Here is a 22,683-nt window from a genome sequence, read left to right as displayed (position 1 = left end):
GTAGGAGCTGAAAAAAGGAACTACATTATGACCGCGCTGCCTGTCCCAGGCAATCTACGCGCGTCGCTGCACTGACAGCGTGAAAGCCCGGTCGTTACAATCCCAACCCTCCCGAAATCCACCGGAGTTCCGCCCGCGTGTCAGTTTTGCGTACCCCGTCAATTCCTGAAACCGCCGGCCGCCAGCAGTGGGGCAATCTGCCCGGCGCCGCGCTAGCCCTCGCCATCGCTGAAGCCGCCAAGGCCGCGACCCGCCGCTTCACCCTGCTGATCACCCAGGACAGCCAGACCGCTGATCGCCTGGAGCAGGAACTGCGCTTCTTCGCCCCTGAACTTCCGGTACTGAATTTTCCCGATTGGGAGACGCTGCCCTACGATGTCTTCTCGCCCCACCAGGACATCATCTCCCAGCGTGTCGCCACCCTTTATCGGCTGCCGGAGCTGTCCCACGGCATTTTGGTAGTCCCTCTGGCGACTGCCCTACACCGCCTGGCGCCCACGCGCTTCCTGCTCGGCAGCAGCCTGGTGCTGGACGTCGGCCAGCGGCTGGACGTGGAAGCCACCCGCGCGCGCCTGGAAGCGGCCGGCTATAGATATGTGGATACGGTGTACGAACACGGCGAATTCGCCGTGCGCGGGGCCCTGATCGACCTCTTTCCCATGGGCAGCAACCTGCCCTACCGGATCGACCTGTTCGACGACGAGATCGAGACGCTGCGCACCTTCGATCCGGAGACGCAGAGATCCATCGACAAGGTCGACAGCATCCGCCTCCTGCCGGCGCGGGAATTCCCGCTGCATAAGGAGGCGGTGACCGGTTTTCGTGCGCGGTTCCGCGAAAGATTCGACGTGGACTATCGCCGCTGCCCCATCTATCAGGATCTGGCCAGCGGCATCACCCCGGCAGGCATCGAGTATTACCTGCCGCTGTTCTTCGACGAGACCTCGACCCTCTTCGACTATCTGCCGGCCAACACCCAGGTGTTTTCCCTGCCGGGTATCGAACAGGCCGCCGAGCAATTCTGGATCGATGTCCGTAATCGCTACGAAGACCGCCGGGTCGATCCGGAGCGGCCGCTGCTGCCGCCGGCCGATGTCTTCCTGCCGGTGGAAGACTGCTTCGCCCGGCTGAAGGCCTGGCCGCGGGTGGTCATCGGCGCGGACGACCTGGAAGCCGGCGTGGGCCGCGAGCGCTTCGCCGCACGCGCCCTGCCGGACCTGGCCATCGACGCCAAGGCCAGCCAGCCGCTGGCGGCCCTAGAGCACTTCATCACCGATTTCCCCGGTCGCGTGCTGTTCACCGCGGAAAGCGCCGGTCGCCGCGAGGTGCTGCTGGAGCTGCTCGCCCGACTGAACCTGCGCCCTGGCCAGGTCGACGGCTGGGCGGCCTTCCAGGCCAGCGCCGAGCGCATCGCCATCGCCCTGGCGCCGCTGGACGAAGGCCTGGTGCTGGATGACGCCGGGGTCGCCCTGATTCCGGAGAATCCGCTGTTCGGCCAGCGCATCATGCAGCGCCGCCGGCGCGAGAAAGGCCGTGACGCCGGCGAGAACGTCATCAAGAACCTCACCGAGCTGCGCGAAGGCGCGCCGGTGGTGCACATCGACCATGGCGTCGGCCGCTACATGGGCCTGATCACCCTGGAGCTGGACGACCAGCCCCAGGAATTCCTGCTGCTCGAATACGCCGACGACGCCAAGCTCTATGTGCCGGTGGCCAACCTGCACCTGATCGCCCGCTACTCGGGCACCGACGACGCCCTGGCGCCGCTGCACAAGCTGGGTTCCGAGACCTGGCAGAAGGCCAAGCGCAAGGCCGCCGAACAGGTCCGCGACGTGGCTGCCGAGCTGCTCGACATCTATGCCCGGCGTGCCGCGCGCAAGGGCTATGCCTTCAAGGACCCGGCGGCGGACTACGCCACCTTCTCCGCCGGCTTCCCCTTCGAGGAGACGCCGGACCAGCAGGCCGCCATCGAGGCGGTGCACAAGGACATGCTGGCGGGCACGCCCATGGATCGCCTGGTCTGCGGCGACGTGGGCTTCGGCAAGACCGAGGTGGCCATGCGCGCGGCCTTCATCGCCGTGCACGGTGGCCGCCAGGTGGCGGTGCTGGTACCCACTACCCTCCTCGCCCAGCAGCACTACAACAGCTTCCGCGATCGCTTCGCCGACTGGCCGGTACGTGTCGAGGTGATGAGCCGCTTCAAGTCGGCCCAGGAAGTCGCCGCCGCCGCACGCGAGCTGGCCGAGGGCAAGATCGACATCATCATCGGCACCCACAAGCTGTTGCAGGGCGACGTGAAGTTCAAGGACCTGGGCCTGGCCATCATCGACGAAGAGCACCGCTTCGGGGTGCGCCAGAAGGAGCAGCTCAAGTCGCTGCGCAGCGAGGTGGACATCCTCACCCTCACCGCCACGCCGATCCCGCGCACCCTGAACATGGCCGTGGCCGGCATGCGTGACCTGTCCATCATCGCCACCCCGCCCGCGCGGCGCCTCTCGGTGCGCACCTTCGTCATGGAGGAGCAGAACGCGGTGATCAAGGAAGCCCTGCTGCGCGAACTGCTGCGCGGCGGCCAGGTGTACTTCCTACACAACGAGGTCAAGACCATCGAGAAGCGGGCCCGCGAACTGGCCGAACTGGTGCCGGAGGCCCGCGTCGGCATCGGCCACGGACAGATGCGCGAACGCGATCTCGAACAGGTGATGAGCGATTTCTACCACAAGAGATTCAACGTGCTGGTGGCCTCGACCATCATCGAGACCGGCATCGACGTGCCCAATGCCAACACCATCATCATCGAGCGCGCCGACAAGTTCGGCCTGGCCCAGCTGCACCAGCTGCGCGGCCGGGTCGGCCGTAGTCACCACCAGGCCTATGCCTATCTGCTCACCCCGCCGCGCAAGGGCATGACGCCGGACGCCGAGAAGCGCCTGGAAGCCATCGCCGGTGCCCAGGACCTGGGGGCCGGCTTCATCCTGGCGACCCACGACCTGGAGATCCGCGGCGCCGGCGAACTGCTCGGCGAAGGCCAGAGCGGCCAGATCCAGGCGGTCGGCTTCACCCTCTACATGGAAATGCTGGAGCGCGCGGTCAAGGCCATCCGCAAGGGCGAGCAGCCCAACCTGGAGCAACCCCTGGGCGGCGGTCCGGACATCAACATGCGCGTGCCCGCGCTGATCCCGGAAGACTACCTGCCCGACGTCCATGCGCGGCTGATCCTCTACAAGCGCATCGCCTCGGCGGCGGACGAAGACGCCCTCAAGGAATTGCAGGTGGAGATGATCGACCGCTTCGGGCTCCTGCCGGAACCGACCAAGAACCTCGTGCGCCTGACGCTGCTCAAGCTGCGTGCGGAAGGCCTGGGCATCGTCAAGGTGGATGCCGGGCCCCAGGGCGGACGGCTGGAATTCGCCGCCGACACCCAGGTGGATCCGCTGGTGCTGGTGAAGATGATCCAGGCGCAGCCGAAGAAGTACCGGCTGGAAGGCGCGACCCTGTTCAAGTTCCAGGTACCCATGGAGCGGGCGGAAGAGCGCTTCAACGTCCTGGAAGCCCTGTTCGACCGCCTGACGCCCGCCGCCAGCTGATCGAAGAGCCGCTCCCGGTCGATCCCGGGAGCGGCTTGAGCGCTATCAGTCCGCCAGCACCTCGGCCAGCACCTGCCGCACCTCGTCGATGCCGCTGGCCAGGACGGCTTCGATCTCGGCCATGGTGATTTCCCGCTGCACCTTGCCGGCCGCCGGATTCACCACCAGCGCCAGGCAGGCGTAGGGCAGGCCCAATTCGCGGGCCAGGGCCGCCTCCGGCATCCCGGTCATGCCGACGATGTCGCAGCCGTCGCGCTCCAGCCGGACGATCTCCCCCGCCGTCTCCAGGCGCGGCCCCTGAGTCGCGGCATAGACGCCATGGTCGCTGTGCGGCAGCTGCAGCCTGCGCAGTGCGCCGAGCAGACGCTGCCGCAGGGGCTCATCGTAGGGAAAGCTGAAGTCGATGTGGGTGACGTGCTCGAGGTCCGCGCCTTCGAAGAAGGTATGGCCGCGCCCCCAGGTGTAGTCCACCAGTTGATGGGGCACGCACAGATGACCGCTGCCCATGGCGGCATGGATACCGCCCACGGCGTTCACAGCGACGATGGCCTCGGCACCGGCCTCCTTGAGCGCCCAGAGATTGGCGCGGTAGTTGACCTGATGCGGCGGAATGCGATGGGGATGGCCATGGCGCGCCAGGAACAGCACCGGGCGCCCGGCATAGTGGCCGCGCTGCACGGGCGCCGAGGGCGCGCCCCAGGGCGTCTCGAAGGTCTGAGCCTGGTCCAGCTCCAGACCCGCGAGCGCGGTGAGGCCGGTACCGCCGATGATGGCGTAGGTAGTCATGGGAATGTCCTTTAGATGAGGTCAGCCTGGCGCAACCGCCGCATGGCAAAACTCCACTGCGATTGCTGCCGGTAATCGAGATCGACGTGACGGCGGGCCCTCATGCTGGCCAGCCGCGGCGCGGGCGAGACGCCCAGTTGCTGCACCCGCGTCAGGGCCAGCTCGGCCGCTGCGCGGTCATTGCACACCAGCCCCATGTCGCAGCCGGCGCTGAGCGCGGCCTCGACGCGCTGGCCGGCATCGCCCGCCACGTGGGCGCCCGCCATCGACAGGTCGTCGCTGAAGATCACGCCCTGGTAATCCAGTTCGCCGCGCAGGATGTCCTGCAGCCAGCGCCGGGAAAAGCCGGCCGGCTGGGGATCCACCGCGGGATAGATGACATGAGCGGGCATCACCGCACCCAGGGTCGGCAACAGGGCATGGAAAGGGCGCAGGTCGGTGCGCAGCAGGGTGTCCAGATCGCGCTCGTCGGTGGGAATGGCATAGTGGGAATCGGCTTCGGCCCAGCCGTGGCCGGGGAAATGCTTCCCGGTCGCGGCCATACCGGCGTCGCCCATGCCGGCGATGAAGGCACCACCCAGTTCGATCACCTGCTCGGCCTTGCCGAAGGAGCGTGCGCCTATGACCTGACTGCGTCCATGGTCGACGTCCAGCACCGGGGCGAAGCTGAAGTCCAGCCCCACCGCCAGGATCTCGGTCGCCATCAGCCAGCCGCAGAGGCGGGCCAGTTCCGTGCTGTCCGCGCGACCGCCCAGTTGCCCCATGGCCGGCAGCCGCACCACGTCACGACGCAGACGCTGTACGCGGCCCCCTTCCTGGTCCACGGCCAGCAGCAGTTCCGGCCGCAGGGCGCGGATGGCACGGCACAGCTCGCGAACCTGGCCCGGGGTTTCGATGTTGCGGGCGAACAGGATCAGTCCGCCCACCTCCGGCTGACGCAGCAGCTGGCGATCCTCGGCGGTGAGCCAGGTGCCAGCGATATCGACCATCAGGGAGCCTTGCATGGGTACCTCGTCCGAATGCTCCGGCGCACGGCGCCGTGAAAGGGACGCAAGCTTACCCCAGCCACCCTCGGCACCGCAGCCTAGTAGGTCTCGGCCGTCTCCACGGCGACCGGCCGCCGCGGCCGATACTGGGCCTGGGCCAGTTCCGGTGCGTGCATCGCCGTGGGCGCCCGCATGCCGGTGGCAAGAAAGGGCACCATCAGCCGTAGCACCTGGTCGGTGTGGGTATCGACGCCGAAGTCATTCTCGCCGATCGCCCGCAGCGCCTTGATGCCGGACATGCTGAACACCGCAGCCCCCAGCATGAAGTGGGCGCGCCAGAACAGCTCCAGGGGCGGAATCTCGGGAACAGCCCGATTCACCAGCAGCAGGAAGCGACGGAAGGCGCGGCCATAGGTCTGCTCCAGGTATTTGCGCAGGTGGCCCTGGCTCTGGCTGAACGCCAGTCCCAGCAGCCGCATGAACACCGAGAGGTCATTGCCATGCCGCGGCTTGATGGCCAGGGAGTGATCCACCAGCAGATTCAGCAGCGCCTCCAGGCTCACCTCCTCGCCATTCCTGGGCTGCCACTGATCCAGATCCCGCTCCAGGTTGAAGCAGAAGGGATCGAGAAAGCGCGAGAACACCGCCTGGATCAGGGCCTTCTTGGAACCGAAGTGATAGTTGACCGCCGCCAGGTTGACCCCGGCTCTGGTGGTGATGAGTCGCAGCGAGGTCTCGGCAAAGCCGCGCTCGGCGAACAGTTGCTCGGCCGCATCCAGAATGCGCTCCACGGTATCCGACTGCGCCATGACCTTCCCCGGTAGATGAATTCCGTTTGAAACATATGTTTCAAACGCTATCGAAGTCAATCGCGGTTCGGCCGGCGAGCGGCCAGCTGATGGCCTGGAAGCCGCGTCTTTCCACCCTCTGCGGGCTTTTGGTCACGATCGCGGCCTGTCGTCCGAAGTCGAGGTCGGCGGCCTTGCCTACCACCCGGACTTACTGTATATAATCACAGCATCATTAGACGACGCGACGTGCATCATGCTGAAACTGACACCGCGACAAGCCGAGATCCTGGCCTTCATCAAGCGTTGCCTCGAAGCCAATGGCTTTCCGCCTACCCGCGCGGAGATCGCGCAGGAGCTTGGTTTCAAATCGCCGAATGCGGCCGAGGAGCACCTCAAGGCGCTGGCCCGCAAGGGTGCCATCGAGATGACGCCGGGCGCCTCCCGGGGCATCCGCATCCCGGGTCTGGATACCTCACGCAAGGCCGACGAGAGCCTGCCGGTCATCGGTCGGGTCGCTGCGGGCGCTCCCATCCTGGCCGAGCAGAACGTCGAGGAAAATTGCGCCATCAACCCGGCCTTCTTCCAGCCGCGTGCCGACTACCTGCTCAAGGTCAAGGGCATGAGCATGAGAGACGTCGGCATCCTCGATGGCGACCTGCTGGCCGTCCATGTGACCCGCGAAGTGCACAACGGCCAGATCGTCGTGGCCCGGGTGGGCGACGAAGTCACCGTGAAGAGATTCAAGCGCTCGGGCAACCAGGTCACCCTGCTGGCGGAAAATCCCGAGTTCTCCCCTATCGAAGTCGATCTTTCCACCCAGGAATTCGCCATCGAAGGGTTAAGCGTTGGCGTCATCCGCCGCTAACGTCTAAGGCTGGCCTTCGGGCCAGCCGTTATCACGCCTTTATGCCTTACGCCGAAGTCTTGATCGGGGGTATCTATTCGCGCTCCGGAAAGCGCTCAAGACCAGGCTGAGCACAGTGACGTCATGTATCCGTGGTACATGATCTCGAGTGGATTTGATCGAGTCGCCTCCAGGAGGTCGCCATGCAATTTCCCCTGATGTTCGATGCGCCGCGCTCGTCGGTTCAAGAGCTGGATCTGGCACCGGAGTTCCTGCTGCAGGAGCTGACCGCCTTTCTGCCCAAGCCCGGCAAGCAGGCCCGGGAACTGCCCGCCGCTCCACTGCCGGACACCTTCAGCGAGATGTCCCTGCACGGCAGCCAGGAACAGTGCCTGCAGTTGCTGGCGCCCATCCTGCGCCAGCTGAGCGACAAGGACGATGCCCGCTGGCTGACCCTGGTCACGCCGCCGTCGCTGCTCAGCAACGCCTGGTTGCGCAGCACCCATCTGAATCCGGAGCGTGTGCTTCTGCTGCAGACGCCGAGCGCTGCCAAGACGCTGCAATTGGCCTGCGAGGTGCTGCGCAAGGGGCAGAGCCATACTGTGATCAGCTGGTTGCACGACCTGAGCGATGCGGGCAAGCAGCAGCTGGCACGTGCCGCGGCCCAGGGCAACAGCCAGAGTCTGAACGTCAGATTCGCGTAGGAAGCAGGCGGCGGGACGGGGTGTAGCGGCGGCATTCCAGGACGGAATGCCGGATCTGGAAAAGAATCAGTGCAGGACGCGCGGTTGATCGTCGCGCTGTAGGCTATCGCCTTCGGCCAGGCGCCCGGCCATCTGCACACCCAGGTTGAACATGGCCTTGGCCACCTCTATCTGCTGTCCATGCAGGAAATCCTTGGCATCGCTGGAAAACTCCAGGGTAACGAGGGCTTCCTCGTCGTCCGCACGGCGCAACACGATGCGACCATCGGAGAGTTCAACGATTTCCAGGTAGGCAGTAGTCATTCAGTATCTCCACAGCTAAGCGGACAGTGTAACAGCGTGGGGTCTGAGAGGCTGACTTGCCTGAGCCTTTTTCGACGGTCTGCAAGGCCATCATCCTGACGGCCTCTACGGCATTGTAGCGAGAACTACCCTACCACTCGGTCATGGCGCCGCGGAATCTGAGCGCCGTCTGCTTGAGGCTTTCACGCCAGGCTTCCACCTCTTCGAGACCCAGCTCCGGCTCGGCCGGCTCCAGGCTGACCGCCTCGATCAAGGGCAGCGTCGGATCCTGCTTGGGTCGCCGGGGTGCCTGGGGCGGCTGCAGCAGCCGCTGGTACTCGGCGATCAGTCGCGCCAGCCAGGTCTCCGGATTGCCGGCCAGTTCGACGAGCTCGCCCATCTCCGGGCTGGGTGCCTCATCCAGGGCGGCGGGCGCGAGCAGCACCGCCAGCGAGGTGGCCTCCATGGTGGGGTGCCGGTAAAAACCCGCCACCTCCTGGCAGAGACCGAGCAGCGCGCCGTGCAGGTGGAACAGGCAGGCTTCGCGCTCGGCCATGATGCGCCCCTGGCTTTGCGCGGCGGGCGCAGCCTGGGCCAGGCGCCAGCTTTCCAGGGCCAGACCGGCGAAGTACAGCTTCTGGTTGGTGCGGGTATAACGCTCGTTGGCCATGCCCTTCTCCTGGAGCCGGCTCACGCCGGCCTCCTGTCTGCCATTGGCGCCAGGACTCCTAGCGCTTTTCTTCCACCTGCCACTTCTTGCCGTCGTAGAAGGCCTTCCAGCCGGTGGGCTTGCCCTCGACCTCGGTCTGCACGTACTGCTCCTTGGTCTTGCGGCTGAAGCGGATCACCGCCGGACGGCCTTCAGAGTCCTTCACCGGGGCACTGAGCAGATAATGGTACTTGGGATCGATCTCGTCGCGATGGGGCAGCAATTCGCTGACCAACGGCGCGCGGGTCTCGCGATTCTTCGGGAAGCCACTGGCAGCCAGGAACAGCCCCGAGGCGCCATCGCGCAGCACATAGGTGTCGTCGACCTTTTCGCAGCGCAGCTCCGGCATGGGCACGGCGTCCATCTTCGGCGGGGCCGGCTCGCCGTTCTTGAGCAGCTTGCGGGTGTTCTTGCAGGCCGGATTGGTGCAGCCGAAGAACTTGCCGAAGCGCCCGGTCTTGAGCTGCATCTCGCTGCCGCACTTGTCGCATTCCAGCGAAGGGCCTTCATAGCCCTTGATGCGATAGCTGCCCTCTTCGATCTCGTAGCCCGGGCAGTCCGGGTTGTTGCCGCAGACGTGCAGCTTGCGGTGCTCGTCGATCAGGTAGGCATCCATGGCCGTACTGCAGATGGGGCAACGGTGCTTGCCGCGCAGGACCAGGGACTCGGATTCGCCCTCGTCGTCTTCGGCAATCTCGTCGCCCGGCACCAGGTTGATGGTGGCTTTGCAGCGTTCCTTGGGCGGCAGGGCATAGCCCGAGCAGCCTAGGAACACCCCGGTGGACGCGGTGCGGATCATCATCGGCCGGCCGCAGACCTGGCAGGGAATGTCGGTCAGGGTGGGCTGGTTGGCCCTCATGCCCTTCTCGCCGGCCTCGGCGGTCTCCAGCTTCTGCTTGAAGTCGCCATAGAATTCGTCGAGCAGGTTCTTCCAGTCCCGCTCGCCCTGGGCAACGTTGTCCAGGTTGCCTTCCATGTTGGCGGTGAAACTGAAGTCCATCAGGTTGGCAAAGCTTTCGTTGAGGCGATCGGTGACGATGTCGCCCATCTTCTCGGCATAGAAGCGGCGGTTGTGCACCGTCACGTAGCCACGATCCTGGATGGTGGAAATGATGGCCGCGTAGGTGGAGGGTCGGCCGATGCCGCGCTTCTCCAGTTCCTTGACCAGGCTGGCTTCCGAGAAGCGAGCCGGCGGCTTGGTGAAATGCTGGCTCGGGTCGAGCTTGACCAGGCCGAGGTCCTCGCCCTGCTTCATCTCGGGCAGGACGTCGTCGTCGCCCGGCTTGCTCTGCTGCGGCAGGACGCGGGTGTAGCCGTCGAACTTGAGAATGCGGCCGCGGGCACGCAGCTCGAAGTCACCCGCCGCAGCGGTCACCGTGGTAGACAGGTACTCGGCCGGCGGCATCTGGCAGGCCAGGAACTGGCGCCAGATCAGTTCGTACAGGCGCTCGGCGTCACGTTCCATGCCCGACAGGCTGTTGGGCTTGACGTTGACGTCGGACGGGCGGATGGCCTCGTGCGCCTCCTGGGCGCCTTCGCGGCTGCCGTAGACATTGGCCTTTTCCGGCAGGTACTGCTTGCCGAATTCGCTCTCGATATAGCCGCGGGCCATGGCGATGGCATCGCCCGACAGGTTGGTCGAGTCGGTACGCATGTAGGTGATGTAGCCGGCCTCGTAGAGACGCTGGGCCATCATCATGGTCTTCTTCACCCCGAAGCCCAGGCGATTGCTCGCCGCCTGCTGCAGGGTGGAGGTGATGAAGGGTGCCGAGGGCCGGCTACTGGTCGGCTTGTCTTCGCGCTTGGCGATGCGATAGGCGGCCTTTTCCAGCTTGGCCAGGGCGGTCTTGGCCTGGGCTTCGTTCAGCGGTTTGAAGGCTTCGCCCTTCTCGCGCACCACTTCGAAGCGCACCTGGGCCTTTTTCGGCGTGGCCAGGTCGGCATGGATCTCCCAGTATTCCTCGGGGACGAAGGCGCGGATCTCGCGTTCGCGCTCCACCACCAGCTTGACCGCGACGGACTGCACCCGACCGGCGGACAGGCCGCGGGCGATCTTCGACCACAGCAGCGGCGAGACCATGTAGCCGACCACGCGGTCGAGGAAGCGCCGCGCCTGCTGGGCGTTGACGCGATTGATGTCCAGCTCGCCGGGCTGGGAGAAGGCTTCCTGAATGGCCTTCTTGGTGATCTCGTTGAAGACCACGCGCTTATAGCGCGAGTCGTCGCCACCGATGGCTTCCCGCAGGTGCCAGGCGATGGCCTCCCCTTCGCGGTCCAAGTCGGTTGCGAGATAGACGGTGTCGGCGTCCTTGGCCAGGCGGCGCAGCTCCTCGATCACCTTTTCCTTGCCGGGCAGGATCTCGTAGTGGGCCTTCCAGCCGTGCTCGGGATCGACGCCCATGCGGGCGAACAGCTGGCGCCGGGCCTTTTCCTTGGGTGACAGCGCGGGCGCCTCGGCGGCGGTCTTGCGCGTCTTGGCGGCGGGCTCCTTGGCGGTGCCGGCGCCGCTGGTGGGAAGGTCGCGGATGTGGCCGATGCTCGACTTCACCACGTACTGGTTGCCCAGGTACTTGTTGATGGTCTTGGCCTTGGCCGGGGATTCCACGATGACCAGCGATTTACCCATGGGAGAGTCAGATTCCTGCTTGAAAGCGATGAGCGAGCGAAAGGCGAGCGCCGGAACGGCGAATGGAGGACCAGAACGTCTTCAGTCTGGTGCGCCGGGGGCGGTCGGCCAACGCGGCACCGCTATATATAGTGGCGATGTCGGCAAGGTCAAGGCTGCGGCGTGGCATCCAGACCCAAGGGATCGGCTTCGACGCTGATCAGCGCGAAGCGCGGCACCTGCTCGCCATCGACCTGGACGCTCTCGCGAAACATGCTCAGAGGCCGGGCCCAGAGCCCGTATTCGCCGTACAGCGCCTGATAGATGACCAGCTCTTCCTCGGTCTCCGAATGCCGGGCCACGCCCAGTACCCGATACTGCTGCCCCTTGTAGTGCCGGTAGAGTCCCGTCTGTAATGCCATGTTCCACCTCGAAAAAAGAAAACCGGGGCAGCCCTGGGGGCGCCCCGGTCGGATGACGCACGCTGCGCCGGATCAGCGCAGGCGTTCGAACACCGTGGTGATGCCCTGGCCGAGACCCACGCACATGGTGGCCAGGCCGAAGGTGCCGTCATTCTGTTTCATGACATTTAACAGCGTGCCTGAAATTCTGGCGCCAGAGCAACCGAAGGGGTGACCCAGGGCGATGGCACCACCGTGCAGATTGACCTTTTCCTCCATCTTGTCGAGCACCTTGAGGTCCTTGAGCACCGGCAGGGCCTGGGCCGCGAAGGCTTCGTTGAGTTCGATGAAATCGATGTCGGCGATGGTCAGACCGGCGCGCTTGAGCGCCTTCTGCGAAGCCGGGACCGGACCGTAGCCCATGATCGCCGGATCGACACCGGCCACGGCCATGGCGCGGATCCTGGCCAGCGGCTGCAGGCCGAGGTCCTGGGCGCGCTGGGCCGACATGACCAGCATGCAGGAGGCGCCGTCGGTGATCTGCGAAGAGGTACCGGCGGTCACGGTACCGCCCTTGGGATTGAAGGCTGGCTTCAGCGCCGCCAGGCCTTCGAGGGTGGTTTCCGGACGGATGGTCTCGTCATGGCTGAAGACCTTGAGGAAGCCGTTCTCGTCGTGACCTTCCAGGGGAATGATCTCGTCCTTGAACTTGCCTTCCTGGGTGGCCTTCCACGCCAGCTGGTGCGAGCGATAGCCGAACTGGTCCTGGGCCTCGCGGGTGATGCCGTGCATCTTGCCCAGCATCTCGGCGGTCAGGCCCATCATGCCGGAGGCCTTGGCGGCATGCAGCGACAGCTGGGGATTCGGGTCGACGCCGTGCATCATGCCGACATGACCCATGTGCTCCACCCCGCCGACGACGAAGACGTCGCCGTTGCCGGTCTGGATCGCCTGGGCGGCGGTGTGCAGGGCGCTCATGGAGGAACCGCACAGGCGGCTCACCGTCTGGGCGCCGCTGGTGTGCGGGATGCGGGTCAGCAGCGACGCCATGCGGGCGATGTTCCAGCCCTGCTCCAGGGTCTGGTTGACGCAGCCCCAGATCACGTCTTCCACCTCGGCCGGATTGACCTGGGGATTGCGGTCGAGGACCGCGTCGATCAGCCGCGCGGACAGGGTCTCGGCGCGGGTGTTGCGGTGCATGCCGCCCTTGGAACGACCCATGGGCGTGCGGGCGAAGTCGACGATGACGACGTCTCTCGGATTCAGACTCATTTCTTTACTCCAGGCTCAACCGAAGAAGCGTTGGCCAGCGGCGGCCATTTCGCGGAGTTTGGGGGTCGGGTGGTACAGCGGCCCGAGGTCGGCGTACTTGTCGGCCATGGCGACGAATTCGGCCACGCCCAGGCTGTCGATGTAGCGCAGCGCACCGCCGCGGAAGGGCGGGAAGCCGATGCCGTAGATCAGGCCCATGTCGGCCTCGGCGGCGCTCTCGACGATGCCGTCCTCCAGGCAGCGAACGGCTTCCAGGCACAGCGGCACCATCATCCGCTCGACGATCTCCTCGTCGGTGAATTCACGCTGCTCGTAGGTGACCGGTGCCAGCACCTCGGCCACGGCCGGGTCGGCGACCTTCTTCGGCTTGCCCTTCTTGTCGGTCTCGTAGACATAGAAGCCCTTGCCGTTCTTCTGGCCGAAGCGCTGGGCTTCGTAGAGGGCGTCCACCGCGGTCTTGCGGCTTTCCTTCATGCGCTCGGGGAAGCCTTCGGCCATGACGTCGCGGGCGTGGTGGGCGGTGTCCATGCCGACCACGTCCATCAGGTAGGCCGGGCCCATGGGCCAGCCGAACTTCTCCATCAGCCGGTCGACGCGCTGGAAATCGGCCCCCTGGGCCAGCAGCGCGGCGAAGCCGCCGAAGTACGGGAAGAGGATGCGGTTGACCAGGAAGCCGGGGCAGTCGTTGACCACGATGGGGTTCTTGCCCATCTGGCGGGCGTAGGCCACGGTGGTGGCGATGGCCTTCTCGCTGGTCTTCTCGCCGCGGATCACCTCGACCAGGGGCATCATGTGCACCGGATTGAAGAAGTGCATGCCGCAGAAGTTTTCCGGACGCTTGAGCGCCTGGGCCAGCAGGCTGATGGAAATGGTGGAGGTGTTGGAGGTGAGGATGGCGTCCTCGCGCACCTGGCCTTCCACCTCGGCCAGCACGGCCTGCTTGACCTTGGGATTCTCGACCACGGCCTCGACCACCAGGTCGACGCTCTTGAAGTCGCCATAGGACAGCGTCGGGCGGATGCGATTGAGCGCCTCGGCCATCTTCGCCGGCTCCAGGCGGCCCTTCTCGACGCGCTTGTTGAGCAGCTTGCTGGCTTCGCTCAGCCCCAATTCCAGGGCTTCGTCGCGAATGTCCTTCATCAGGATCGGGGTGCCCTTGAGCGCGGACTGATAGGCGATGCCGCCACCCATGATGCCGGCGCCCAGCACGCTGGTCAGCTTGACCGGCGCGGCCTGCTTTTCCAGCACCTTGGCCTTGCGCTTGAGCGCCTGGTCATTGAGGAAGAGGCCGACCAGGCTGGCGGAGACCGAGGTCTGGGCCATCTTGGCGAAACCGGCGCCTTCGACTTCCAGCGCCTTGTCGCGGCCGTAGTTGGCGGACTTCTGGATGGCCTTGATGGCTTCCAGCGGTGCCGGATAGTGCGGACCGGCTTGGCTGGCGACGAAGCCCTTGGCCGATTCGAAGGCCATCATGGCTTCGATGGCATTGAGCTGCAGCTTTTCCAGCTTGGGCTTGCGCTTGGCGCGGTAGTCCAGCTCGCCGGCGGCGGCGCGGCGGACCAGGTCCAGGGCGGCGTCGAACAGGTGCTCGGGGGCGACCACGGCATCGGCCACGCCGACCTTGAGGGCGGTGGCGGCGTCGTTTTCCTTGCCGGACGCGATCCACTCGATGGCGTTGTCGCTGCCGATCAGGCGCGGCAGGCGGACGGTGCCGCCCCAGCCCGGATAGATGCCCAGCTTGACTTCCGGCAGGCCGATGCGCGCCGCGGTGCTCAGCACCCGGTAGTCGGCGGCCAGGGTCATCTCGCAACCGCCACCCAGGGCGATGCCGCCCACGGCGGCCACGGTGGGCACCGGCAGGTCTTCGAAATCGTTGAAGATGCGGTTGATCTCGGCGATGCCGGCCTGCAGCTCTTCGGTCGGCCGACCGAACATCTCGACGAATTCGGTGATGTCGGCGCCGACGATGAAGACGTCCTTGCCGCTGGTGACGATGACGCCGCGCAGGCCGGCGTGGGCTTTCAGGGCATCCACGGCCTGGCGGAATTCGCGCAGGGTGATGGCGCTGAACTTGTTGACCGATTCGCCTTGGAGGTCGAAGCGAAGTTCGGCGATGCCGTCCTCCACGTCGCGCACCGAAAGGGCTTTGCCTTCGAACATCATCAGCGGGTCTCCCTTGAGTCCTGGTCGCGAAGCGGGCGGCGGCTTGGGTGGAAGCCGAGAATCGCCAGCCCCGATATTGTTCTGTGGAGGGCACCGGCCGGGCCGGGGCGAAAATTCATACAACCGTTTGAACGGCTCGCACAACCTTCTGGCAAAAGCGGGCGCTTGTCAATTGGGACGCACGGGGAAAGCGCGAGCGGGGGTTCGCGTGGCGGGCGCTTGAGCTTGGCGCGCTTCTGTGCAAGATAGCCGTGGAGCTATCCCCGACTCCTGGAGTCGAAACTACAAGTGGGCTAGAGCCTGCGAATCGAGCGCCAGCCACGGTACGGTCTGGCGCCCCATCATGAAGGAGAGATGTGTATGGCCTACCAACACATATTGGTTGCCGTCGACCTGACCGAAGATTGCCAGCCGGTGATCCGCCGTGCGGTTGCCCTGGGTCAGTGCTGTGGCAGCAAGGTGTCGCTGGTGCACGTGGTCGAGCCCATGGCCATGGCCTTTGGCGGCGACGTGCCCATGGACCTGTCGTCGCTGCAGCAGCAGCAGATCGAGCAGGCCCGCGAGCGACTGGATGGCTTCACTACCCAGTACGCCGAGCTGGCCGGCAATTGCGTGCTGGCCTACGGCCAACCGCGCCAGGAAATCCACCGCATGGCCAAGGAACAGGGCTGCGACCTGATCGTGGTCGGCAGCCACGGTCGTCACGGCCTGGCGCTGCTGCTGGGCTCGACGTCCAACGACCTGCTGCACGGCGCGCCCTGCGATACCCTGGCGGTAGCCTTGAAGAAAGACAAGGCCTGATCTCGCGGCCGGGCTGGATTATTCCAGTTCGGCCCAGCGTTCGATGAGGCGATCCAGTTCGGCCTGCAGCGCATCCATTCGGGCGAGCTTGGCCTGGGTGACCTCGTTCGGCAGCTGGTAGAAGCCCGGATCGGCAATCGCGGTCTGCAGGGCCTCCAATTCGATCTCCGCGGTTTCGATGGCGCCCGGCAGGGCGTCCAGCTCACGCTGCTCCTTGTAGCTGAGCTTGCGCTTGGCCGGTGCGGCGGCAGCGGCCACGGGTGCCGCAGCGGACGCGGGTTCGGCCTTGGCCGGCGCCGGCTTGCTGTCCTCCCGGGTCTGCACGCCGAGCAGACGCGGCGAGCCGCCCTGGCGCAGCCAGTCCTGGTAGCCACCGACGTATTCGCGGACCCGCCCTTCCCCCTCGAACACCAGGGTGCTGGTCACCACGTTGTCGAGGAAGGCCCGGTCGTGGCTGACCATCAGCACGGTGCCCTCGAAACTCAGCAGCACCTCTTCCAGCAGCTCCAGGGTCTCGACGTCGAGGTCGTTGGTGGGTTCGTCCAGCACCAGCAGGTTGGCCGGCTTGCTGAACAGCTTGGCCAGCAGCAGGCGCGCGCGTTCGCCACCGGACAGCGCCTTGACCGGCGTGCGGGCACGCTGGGGGCTGAACAGGAAGTCGCCCAGGTAGCTCAGCACATGGCGATCCTGGCCGTTGATGGTGATGAATTCGCGACCCTCGGCGAGGTTGTCGATCACCGTCTTTTCCGGTTCCAGTTGCAGGCGCAGCTGGTCGAAATAGGCGATCTCCAGCTTGGTGCCGTACTGGATCTTGCCGGCGGTGGGCTGGAGGTCACCCAGCAGCAGCTTGAGCAGGGTGGTCTTGCCCGAGCCGTTGGGACCGAGCAGGCCGATGCGATCGCCGCGCTGGATCAGCAGGGTCAGGTCGCGGATCAGGGGTTCGCCGCCGGGATGGGCATAGCTCATGTGCTCGGCGAGGATGACCTGCTTGCCGGACTTGTCGGCGGTTTCCAGCAGCAGATTGGCCTTACCCTGACGCTCACGGCGCTCGCTGCGTTCGTTGCGCATGGCCTTGAGCGCACGGACCCGACCTTCGTTGCGGGTACGCCGGGCCTTGATGCCCTGGCGGATCCAGACTTCTTCCTGGGCCAGGCGCTTGTCGAACAGGGCGTTGGCGGTCTCTTCGGCCGCCAGCTGCTGCTCCTTGTGCACCAGGAAGCTGGCGTAGTCGCCCTGCCAGTCGATCAGGTTGCCGCGATCCAGTTCGAGGATGCGGGTGGCCAGGGCCTGGAGGAAGGCGCGGTCGTGGGTAATGAACAGCACGGCGCCCGGATAGCCGCGCAGGGCGTCTTCCAGCCAGGCGATGGCGCCGATGTCCAAGTGGTTGGTGGGTTCGTCGAGCAGCAGCAGATCCGGCTCGGCCACCAGCGCCTGGGCCAGCAGCACGCGCCGCCGCCAGCCGCCGGAAAGTTCGGCGAGGGTCTTTTCCGCCGGCAGCTGCAGCCGGCTCAGGGTGCTTTCCACCAGTTGCTGCAGGCGCCAGCCATCGCGGGCCTCCAGCTCCTGCTGGACGTGCATGAGCCGCTCCATATCCAGTTCGCCGCTGGTGTCCTGGGTCAGGTGATGGTACTCGGCGAGCAATTCGCCGACGCCGGCCAGGCCCGCGGCCACCACGTCGAACACCGAGCGGTCGTCGGCGCGCGGCAATTCCTGCGGCAGTTCGCCGATCTTCAGCGCCGGGGCGCGCCAGACCTCGCCGTCATCGGCCTGCTGCTCGCCCTTGACGATGCGCAGGAGGCTGGATTTGCCGGTGCCGTTGCGGCCGATGATGCATACCCGCTCGCCCCGCTCGATCTGCCAGGACACCCCGTCCAGCAAGGGGGTGACGCCAAAGGCCAGGGATACGTTGGTGAACTTGAGCAGCGCCATGGGTTTCTCCGCGAAAAAGGCCAGCCAGTCTAGCAGAGACGCCCACCCCGGCGCCGGTCGACACGAGCCGGCGAAACGCCCGGACCGCCCGACGGCAGGCCATGGCCGACGCTTTCGCCGCCTGGCGCCGGCACGTAAGCTAGACTGCCCCGTGACGGTCGGCCGCTTGCCTTGCGCAGTGCGCGCCGCCCCCTCCGCATCCAGCTTTTACGGAATTCCCATGCGCGGTCGCCTGTTCGTCATCCTGCCCCTGCTCCTCGCTCCCCTGATCGGCTCCACCACCTCGCAAGCCGCTCCCCTGGAGCAGCAGCGGCAACTCTACGACCAGGCCAAGGCGGCGCTGGACCGCGGCGATGCCAGTGTCTACCTGGCCAATCGCGGTGAATTGCGCACCTATCCGCTGGAGCCTTACCTGGCCTATGACGAGCTGATCAAGCGCGTTCCCGGGGCCAGCGATGCCGAGATCGAGACCTTTCTCGCCGAGCACGGCGATCTGCCGCAGTCCAACTGGCTGCGCCTGCGCTGGCTGCGCAGCCTGGCCGATCGCGGCGACTGGAATCGCTTCGAGAAATACTATTCGCCGGACTTCAACTTCACCGAGCTGGACTGCCTGCACGGCCAGTACCTGATCGCCCAGGGCAATGCCAGCGAGGGCTTCAAACTGGCGGAGAAATACTGGCTGGTGGGCAAGGCCCAGCCGACCACCTGCGACGGCCTGTTCCAGGCCTGGGCGGCGCGCGGGCAACTCACCGAGGAGCGCGTCTGGGAGCGTGCCAAGCTGGCCGCCGACAAGGGCGAGTACGGCCTAGTGCGCACCCTGTCCGCCCAGTTGCCGACGCTGTCCGGCCAGGCCCAGCGGCTGATCGACGTGGCCCAGAAGCCGCAGCAGATCGCCAATGTCCAGGCCTTCGCCCCGGCCAGCGAGAGTCTCGCCGACGTGGTCGGCCTGGGCCTGCGCAAGCTGGCGCGCCAGGACCCGGAACAGGCCATGAGCCTGCTCGAGGTCTACAGCCAGCGCATGCCCTTCACCCGCGATGAAAAGGTCGCCATCGCCCGCCAGATCGGCCTGACCCTGGCAAAGAATTTCGACCCCCGCGCCCTGCCGCTGATGGAGCGCTATGATCCCGAGTTGCGGGACGACGACGTCAGCGAATGGCGCGCCCGCCTGCTGCTGCGCCTGGGTCGCTGGAGCGATGCCCATGCGCTGATCGAGCGCTTTCCGCCGAGCCTGGCCAAGGCCAATCGCTGGGAATACTGGCGCGCCCGGACCCTGGAGCTGATGCAGCCGCAGAGTCCGGCGGTGCTGCGGGAATACGCCGAGGTCAGTCGCGAGCGCGACTACTATGGCTTCCTTGCCGCGGACCGCAGCAAGGCGCCCTATCAGCTCAACAACAAGCCGCTGATGCTCAGCGACGCCCTCAAGCGCAAGGTGCGCAACACCCCCGGCGTGCAGCGGGCCCTGGAATTCATCGCCCGTGGCGAGCCGATCAACGCCCGTCGCGAATGGTTCTATGTCAGCCGTCACTTCAACCGTGACGAACTGGTGGCCCAGGCACGCATGGCCTACGACATGCAGTGGTACTTCCCGGCGATCCGCACCATTAGCCTGGCCAAGTACTGGGACGACCTGGACATCCGCTTCCCCATCGCCTATCGCGAAAGCTTCGTGCGCGAGGCCCAGACCCGCGGTCTGCACAGCAGCTGGGTGTTCGCCATCACCCGCCAGGAGAGCGGCTTCATGGCCGATGCGCGCTCCGGGGTGGGCGCCATGGGGCTGATGCAGCTGATGCCGGCCACCGCCAGCCATACCGCCAGCAAGTTCGCCATTCCCCTGGCCTCGCCGCAACAGGCGCTGACCCCGGAGAAGAACATCCAGCTGGGCACCGCCTATCTGTCCATGGTCCATGCCCAGTTCAACGGCAACCGGGTGCTGGCCTCGGCGGCCTACAACGCCGGTCCCGGCCGGGTGAAGCGCTGGCTGACGGGCGCCCGCCACCTGGCCTTCGATGTCTGGGTGGAGACCATTCCCTTCGACGAGACGCGCCAGTACGTGCAGAACGTGCTGGCCTATGCGGTGATCTACGGGCAGAAGCTCAATTCGCCGCAACCCCTGGTGGACTGGAACGAGCGTTTCTTCGACGAGACCTGAGTGCTCGCCGACCCGTCCTGACACCACCGCAGCGGACTCGCATGCCGGGTCGCGTCCGCTGCCTAACCCCTTCCCAGAGCCGTCGCGCCACGCCGCAGCTGCATCCTGCCAGGCCCGCGGCCTCGTGGCGGCTGCGCAAAACAGCGCCACCCCCTATACTGCAGCCCCTTTTTTTCCGCTATTGAACCGGAGAAACCCATGCTCAAGCGTTCGCTGGCCCTGGCAGCAGGCCTGGCCCTGTCCCTGACTTCCCTGCTCTCCCACGCCGCCGACGAACTGCGCGTCTCGGCCATTCCCGACGAGGCGCCCACCGAGCTGATCCGCAAGTTCAAGCCGCTGGGTGAATACTTGGAGCAGCGTCTGGGCATGCCGGTGAAATTCGTCCCGGTGTCCGACTATGCCGGCGTGGTGGAAGCCATGGCCTCGGATCGCCTGGACCTGGCCTGGTTCGGCGGCTTCACCTTCGTCCAGGCGCAGCGCAAGGCGCCGATGACCCCCCTGGTGCAGCGCGCAGAAGATCAGCAGTTCACCAGCAAGTTCATCACCGCCGACCCGGCCGTGAAGACCCTGCAGGATCTCAAGGGCAAGACCTTCGCCTTCGGTTCGGTCTCTTCCACCTCGGGCAGCCTGATGCCGCGCTACTTCATGCAGCAGGACGGCATCGTTCCCGAGCAGTTCTTCTCGCGGGTGGCCTATTCCGGCGCCCATGACGCCACCGTCGCCTGGGTCGCCGCGGGCAAGGCCGATGCCGGCGTGCTCAACGCCTCGGTGTGGAAGAAGCTGGTCGACGCCGGCAAGGTCGACACCAGCAAGGTCCGGGTCATCTCCACCACCCCGGCCTACTACGACTACAACTGGACGGTGCGCGGCAATCTGGATCCGCAACTGGCGGCCAAGATCAAGCAGGCCTTCCTCGACCTGGATCCGGCCAAGCCAGCCGACAAGGCGATCCTCGACCTGCAGGCGGCCAGCCGCTTCGTGCCGACCTCGCCGGAAAACTACAAGAGCATCGAGGCTTCCGCCCTGGCGGCCGGCCTGCTCAAGTGAGTCTCGCCCTCAGGGGCGTGACGCTGGTACACGCCGACGGCTCGCCCGCCCTGGCCGATCTCGACCTCAACCTGCAACAGGGTGAGCAGGTCGCGCTGATCGGTCCGTCCGGGGCGGGCAAGACCAGCCTGCTGCGCCTGCTGGCCACCGGGATGCGGCCGCTCGCGGGTGAGCTGGAGCTGCTCGGCCAGCAGCCCTGGAGCCTGGGCAACCGGGCGCGGCGTCAGTTGCGCGCCCGTATCGGCCTGATCCACCAGGCGCCGCCCTTGCCGGCGCGCCAGCGCGTCATCACTGCGGTGCTGGCCGGCCGTCTCGGCCAGTGGTCGTTGGCGCGCAGCCTGGTCAGCCTGGTGCATCCGCTGGATCGCGCCGGCGCCGCGGCGGCCCTGACGCCGCTGGATCTCGCCGATCGGCTCTACTCCTCCTGTGATCAGCTGTCCGGGGGCCAGTTGCAGCGCATCGGCATCGCCCGGGCGCTCTACCAGCAGCCGCAGCTGCTGCTCGCCGACGAACCCGTGTCGGCCATGGACCCGGTGCTGGCCGCCCATACCCTGGAGGTGCTGAGCGACGCCGCGGCGCGCCAGGGCACCACCCTGGTCACCAGCCTGCACAACGTCGAACTGGCGTTGCAGCGCTTTCCGCGCATCCTCGGTCTGCGCGCCGGTCGGCTGCTGTGGGACAAGCCCGCCAGCGCGGTCACCCCGGCCGATCTCGCCGCGCTCTATGCCAACGAGGGCTTGAGCACCACCCTCAAGCCTGCCGCTCCGGCCCCAGCCGAGACACCGCTCGACCTGCCGCGATGCTGACCTCGCCCCGCCAGGACCCGGCCGCCCGGTCCCGACTGCTGCTCACCCTGTTGGCCCTGCTGCTGGCCTGGCCGACGCTGCGCCTGGCGGAATTCGATCTGCTGGGTCTCTTCACCGGCGACAACGCCCGCACCATGGGCAACTTTCTCGCCGGCTTCTGGCCGCCCGCCCATGACGCCGACTTTCTCGCCGTGCTCGGGCGCGCCACCCTGGAAACCCTGGCCATCGCCACCCTGGGCATGGCCCTGGCGGCGCTGATCGCCCTGCCCGCCGCCCTGCTCGCCACCCGTGTCCTGTCGATCTCCGCCCTGCCCCGCGGCGGACGTCCAGGCCGCCTGCCGCGCCTGCTCCGCGGACTGGTGCGCGGGGTGCTGATCGTCCTGCGCAGCGTGCCGGAGATCGTCTGGGCGCTGCTGTTCGTCCGCGCCGTAGGCCTGGGTCCCACCGCCGGGGTGCTGGCCATCGCCATCACCTACGGCGGCATGCTGGGCAAGGTCTATGCGGAAATCTTCGAATCGGTTGATCCCCGCCCGGCGCGGGCCCTGCTGCTACAGGGCGCCAGTCGCCTGCAGGCCTTCGTCTATGGCGTGCTGCCCAACGCCGCGGGCGAGATGATTTCCTACAGCGTCTATCGCTGGGAGTGCGCCATTCGCGCCTCGGTGGTGATGGGCTTCGTCGGCGCCGGCGGGCTCGGCCAGCAGGTCGATCTGTCGCTGCGCATGTTCGCCGGTGGCGAGGTGGCCAGCCTGCTGCTGACCTTCCTGGTGCTGGTGCTCCTGGCCGATGTGCTCAGTCGCTTGCTGCGTCAGGTGGAGCGCGGT

Annotated in this window: 17 protein-coding genes and 1 pseudogene; 8 read left to right on the top strand and 10 right to left on the bottom strand. The window is 66.3% G+C overall.

Going from position 1 to position 22,683, the window contains the following annotated elements; genetic code table 11:
• Positions 1-137 precede the first annotated feature (137 nt).
• Positions 138-3,587 (top strand): transcription-repair coupling factor, encoded by a 3,450-nt coding sequence (mfd, locus tag PSEK12I1_RS0110310; RefSeq protein ID WP_027601464.1) that lies wholly within the window; start codon positions 138-140, stop codon positions 3,585-3,587.
• Positions 3,588-3,632: 45 nt separating this feature from the next.
• On the opposite strand, the gene PSEK12I1_RS0110305 is transcribed toward mfd, so the two are convergent.
• From PSEK12I1_RS0110305 to PSEK12I1_RS0110295, 3 genes are all read right to left on the bottom strand, one after another.
• On the bottom strand, positions 3,633-4,373 hold the full coding sequence (locus tag PSEK12I1_RS0110305; RefSeq protein ID WP_027601463.1) for an S-methyl-5'-thioinosine phosphorylase: 741 nt from the start codon (positions 4,371-4,373) through the stop codon (positions 3,633-3,635).
• A gap of 11 nt (positions 4,374-4,384) precedes the next feature.
• Positions 4,385-5,377 carry a beta-N-acetylhexosaminidase gene (gene nagZ / locus PSEK12I1_RS0110300; RefSeq protein WP_027601462.1) on the bottom strand — a complete coding sequence of 331 codons (993 nt, stop codon included), beginning with the start codon at positions 5,375-5,377 and terminating at the stop codon, positions 4,385-4,387.
• A gap of 80 nt (positions 5,378-5,457) precedes the next feature.
• Positions 5,458-6,168 carry a TetR/AcrR family transcriptional regulator gene (locus tag PSEK12I1_RS0110295; RefSeq protein WP_007162390.1) on the bottom strand — a complete coding sequence of 237 codons (711 nt, stop codon included), beginning with the start codon at positions 6,166-6,168 and terminating at the stop codon, positions 5,458-5,460.
• Positions 6,169-6,403: 235 nt separating this feature from the next.
• On the opposite strand from PSEK12I1_RS0110295, the gene lexA reads away from it, so the two are divergent.
• Positions 6,404-7,015: a transcriptional repressor LexA gene (lexA, locus tag PSEK12I1_RS0110285; protein WP_007162389.1), complete on the top strand. Its 612-nt coding sequence runs from the start codon at positions 6,404-6,406 to the stop codon at positions 7,013-7,015.
• Between the two features lie 182 nt (positions 7,016-7,197).
• A complete protein-coding gene (gene sulA, locus PSEK12I1_RS0110280) occupies positions 7,198-7,698 on the top strand; it encodes an SOS-induced cell division inhibitor SulA (protein WP_027598368.1) in 501 nt (166 codons plus the stop codon).
• Between the two features lie 66 nt (positions 7,699-7,764).
• Here sulA and PSEK12I1_RS0110275 read toward each other — a convergent pair whose 3' ends face one another.
• From PSEK12I1_RS0110275 to fadB, 6 genes are all read right to left on the bottom strand, one after another.
• Complete coding sequence (locus PSEK12I1_RS0110275; protein WP_007162387.1) at positions 7,765-8,001, bottom strand: hypothetical protein; 237 nt, start codon at positions 7,999-8,001, stop codon at positions 7,765-7,767.
• A gap of 130 nt (positions 8,002-8,131) precedes the next feature.
• A complete protein-coding gene (locus tag PSEK12I1_RS0110270) occupies positions 8,132-8,650 on the bottom strand; it encodes a DUF6586 family protein (RefSeq protein WP_027601460.1) in 519 nt (172 codons plus the stop codon).
• 58 nt (positions 8,651-8,708) lie between these two features.
• A complete protein-coding gene (gene topA, locus PSEK12I1_RS0110265; RefSeq protein ID WP_027601459.1) occupies positions 8,709-11,315 on the bottom strand; it encodes a type I DNA topoisomerase in 2,607 nt (868 codons plus the stop codon).
• A gap of 149 nt (positions 11,316-11,464) precedes the next feature.
• Entirely contained in the window at positions 11,465-11,716 is a 252-nt protein-coding gene (locus PSEK12I1_RS0110260) for a DUF1653 domain-containing protein (RefSeq protein ID WP_027598370.1), read from the bottom strand.
• A gap of 72 nt (positions 11,717-11,788) precedes the next feature.
• Positions 11,789-12,967: an acetyl-CoA C-acyltransferase FadA gene (fadA, locus tag PSEK12I1_RS0110255; RefSeq protein ID WP_007162383.1), complete on the bottom strand. Its 1,179-nt coding sequence runs from the start codon at positions 12,965-12,967 to the stop codon at positions 11,789-11,791.
• 15 nt (positions 12,968-12,982) lie between these two features.
• Positions 12,983-15,130, bottom strand: coding sequence for a fatty acid oxidation complex subunit alpha FadB (gene fadB / locus PSEK12I1_RS0110250; RefSeq protein WP_027601458.1), 2,148 nt, complete (start codon positions 15,128-15,130; stop codon positions 12,983-12,985).
• Between the two features lie 360 nt (positions 15,131-15,490).
• On the opposite strand from fadB, the gene PSEK12I1_RS0110245 reads away from it, so the two are divergent.
• Positions 15,491-15,931: a universal stress protein gene (locus PSEK12I1_RS0110245; RefSeq protein ID WP_007162381.1), complete on the top strand. Its 441-nt coding sequence runs from the start codon at positions 15,491-15,493 to the stop codon at positions 15,929-15,931.
• An 18-nt stretch (positions 15,932-15,949) separates the two neighbouring features.
• On the opposite strand, the gene PSEK12I1_RS0110240 is transcribed toward PSEK12I1_RS0110245, so the two are convergent.
• A complete protein-coding gene (locus tag PSEK12I1_RS0110240) occupies positions 15,950-17,860 on the bottom strand; it encodes an ATP-binding cassette domain-containing protein (protein WP_027598373.1) in 1,911 nt (636 codons plus the stop codon).
• A 220-nt stretch (positions 17,861-18,080) separates the two neighbouring features.
• Between PSEK12I1_RS0110240 and PSEK12I1_RS0110235 the strand changes: the two genes are divergently transcribed.
• From PSEK12I1_RS0110235 to PSEK12I1_RS24945, 4 genes and pseudogenes are all read left to right on the top strand, one after another.
• Positions 18,081-20,009, top strand: coding sequence for a transglycosylase SLT domain-containing protein (locus PSEK12I1_RS0110235; RefSeq protein ID WP_007162379.1), 1,929 nt, complete (start codon positions 18,081-18,083; stop codon positions 20,007-20,009).
• Positions 20,010-20,207: 198 nt separating this feature from the next.
• Entirely contained in the window at positions 20,208-21,056 is an 849-nt protein-coding gene (locus PSEK12I1_RS0110230; protein ID WP_027601457.1) for a putative selenate ABC transporter substrate-binding protein, read from the top strand.
• Complete coding sequence (locus tag PSEK12I1_RS0110225) at positions 21,053-21,862, top strand: phosphonate ABC transporter ATP-binding protein (RefSeq protein WP_027601456.1); 810 nt, start codon at positions 21,053-21,055, stop codon at positions 21,860-21,862. The genes PSEK12I1_RS0110230 and PSEK12I1_RS0110225 overlap by 4 nt, the downstream gene beginning before the upstream one ends.
• A pseudogene (locus PSEK12I1_RS24945) lies at positions 21,856-22,668 on the top strand (PhnE/PtxC family ABC transporter permease); the annotation flags it as partial. The gene PSEK12I1_RS0110225 and the pseudogene PSEK12I1_RS24945, both read left to right, overlap by 7 nt.
• Positions 22,669-22,683: the final 15 nt, after the last annotated feature.

This window comes from Pseudomonas sp. MOIL14HWK12:I1, from assembly GCF_000510705.1.
In the GTDB taxonomy this organism is placed as follows: Bacteria; Pseudomonadota; Gammaproteobacteria; order Pseudomonadales; family Pseudomonadaceae; genus Chryseomonas; species Chryseomonas oryzihabitans.
The sequence above is the reverse complement of the archived record's forward strand: the minus strand, read 5'-3'. Positions and strand labels throughout refer to the sequence as shown.

What these genes read in the sequence shown, in the direction of transcription:
- PSEK12I1_RS0110275 (WP_007162387.1), bottom strand. Translation starts at nt 8,001, where the DNA reads ATGACTACTGCCTACCTGGAAATCGTTGAACTCTCCGATGGTCGCATC.
- fadB (WP_027601458.1), bottom strand. Translation starts at nt 15,130, where the DNA reads ATGATGTTCGAAGGCAAAGCCCTTTCGGTGCGCGACGTGGAGGACGGC.
- nagZ (WP_027601462.1), bottom strand. Translation starts at nt 5,377, where the DNA reads ATGCAAGGCTCCCTGATGGTCGATATCGCTGGCACCTGGCTCACCGCC.
- PSEK12I1_RS0110240 (WP_027598373.1), bottom strand. Translation starts at nt 17,860, where the DNA reads ATGGCGCTGCTCAAGTTCACCAACGTATCCCTGGCCTTTGGCGTCACC.
- lexA (WP_007162389.1), top strand. Translation starts at nt 6,404, where the DNA reads ATGCTGAAACTGACACCGCGACAAGCCGAGATCCTGGCCTTCATCAAG.
- PSEK12I1_RS0110245 (WP_007162381.1), top strand. Translation starts at nt 15,491, where the DNA reads ATGGCCTACCAACACATATTGGTTGCCGTCGACCTGACCGAAGATTGC.
- PSEK12I1_RS0110305 (WP_027601463.1), bottom strand. Translation starts at nt 4,373, where the DNA reads ATGACTACCTACGCCATCATCGGCGGTACCGGCCTCACCGCGCTCGCG.
- PSEK12I1_RS0110230 (WP_027601457.1), top strand. Translation starts at nt 20,208, where the DNA reads ATGCTCAAGCGTTCGCTGGCCCTGGCAGCAGGCCTGGCCCTGTCCCTG.
- PSEK12I1_RS0110270 (WP_027601460.1), bottom strand. Translation starts at nt 8,650, where the DNA reads ATGGCCAACGAGCGTTATACCCGCACCAACCAGAAGCTGTACTTCGCC.
- fadA (WP_007162383.1), bottom strand. Translation starts at nt 12,967, where the DNA reads ATGAGTCTGAATCCGAGAGACGTCGTCATCGTCGACTTCGCCCGCACG.
- PSEK12I1_RS0110260 (WP_027598370.1), bottom strand. Translation starts at nt 11,716, where the DNA reads ATGGCATTACAGACGGGACTCTACCGGCACTACAAGGGGCAGCAGTAT.
- sulA (WP_027598368.1), top strand. Translation starts at nt 7,198, where the DNA reads ATGCAATTTCCCCTGATGTTCGATGCGCCGCGCTCGTCGGTTCAAGAG.
- topA (WP_027601459.1), bottom strand. Translation starts at nt 11,315, where the DNA reads ATGGGTAAATCGCTGGTCATCGTGGAATCCCCGGCCAAGGCCAAGACC.
- PSEK12I1_RS0110295 (WP_007162390.1), bottom strand. Translation starts at nt 6,168, where the DNA reads ATGGCGCAGTCGGATACCGTGGAGCGCATTCTGGATGCGGCCGAGCAA.
- PSEK12I1_RS0110235 (WP_007162379.1), top strand. Translation starts at nt 18,081, where the DNA reads ATGCGCGGTCGCCTGTTCGTCATCCTGCCCCTGCTCCTCGCTCCCCTG.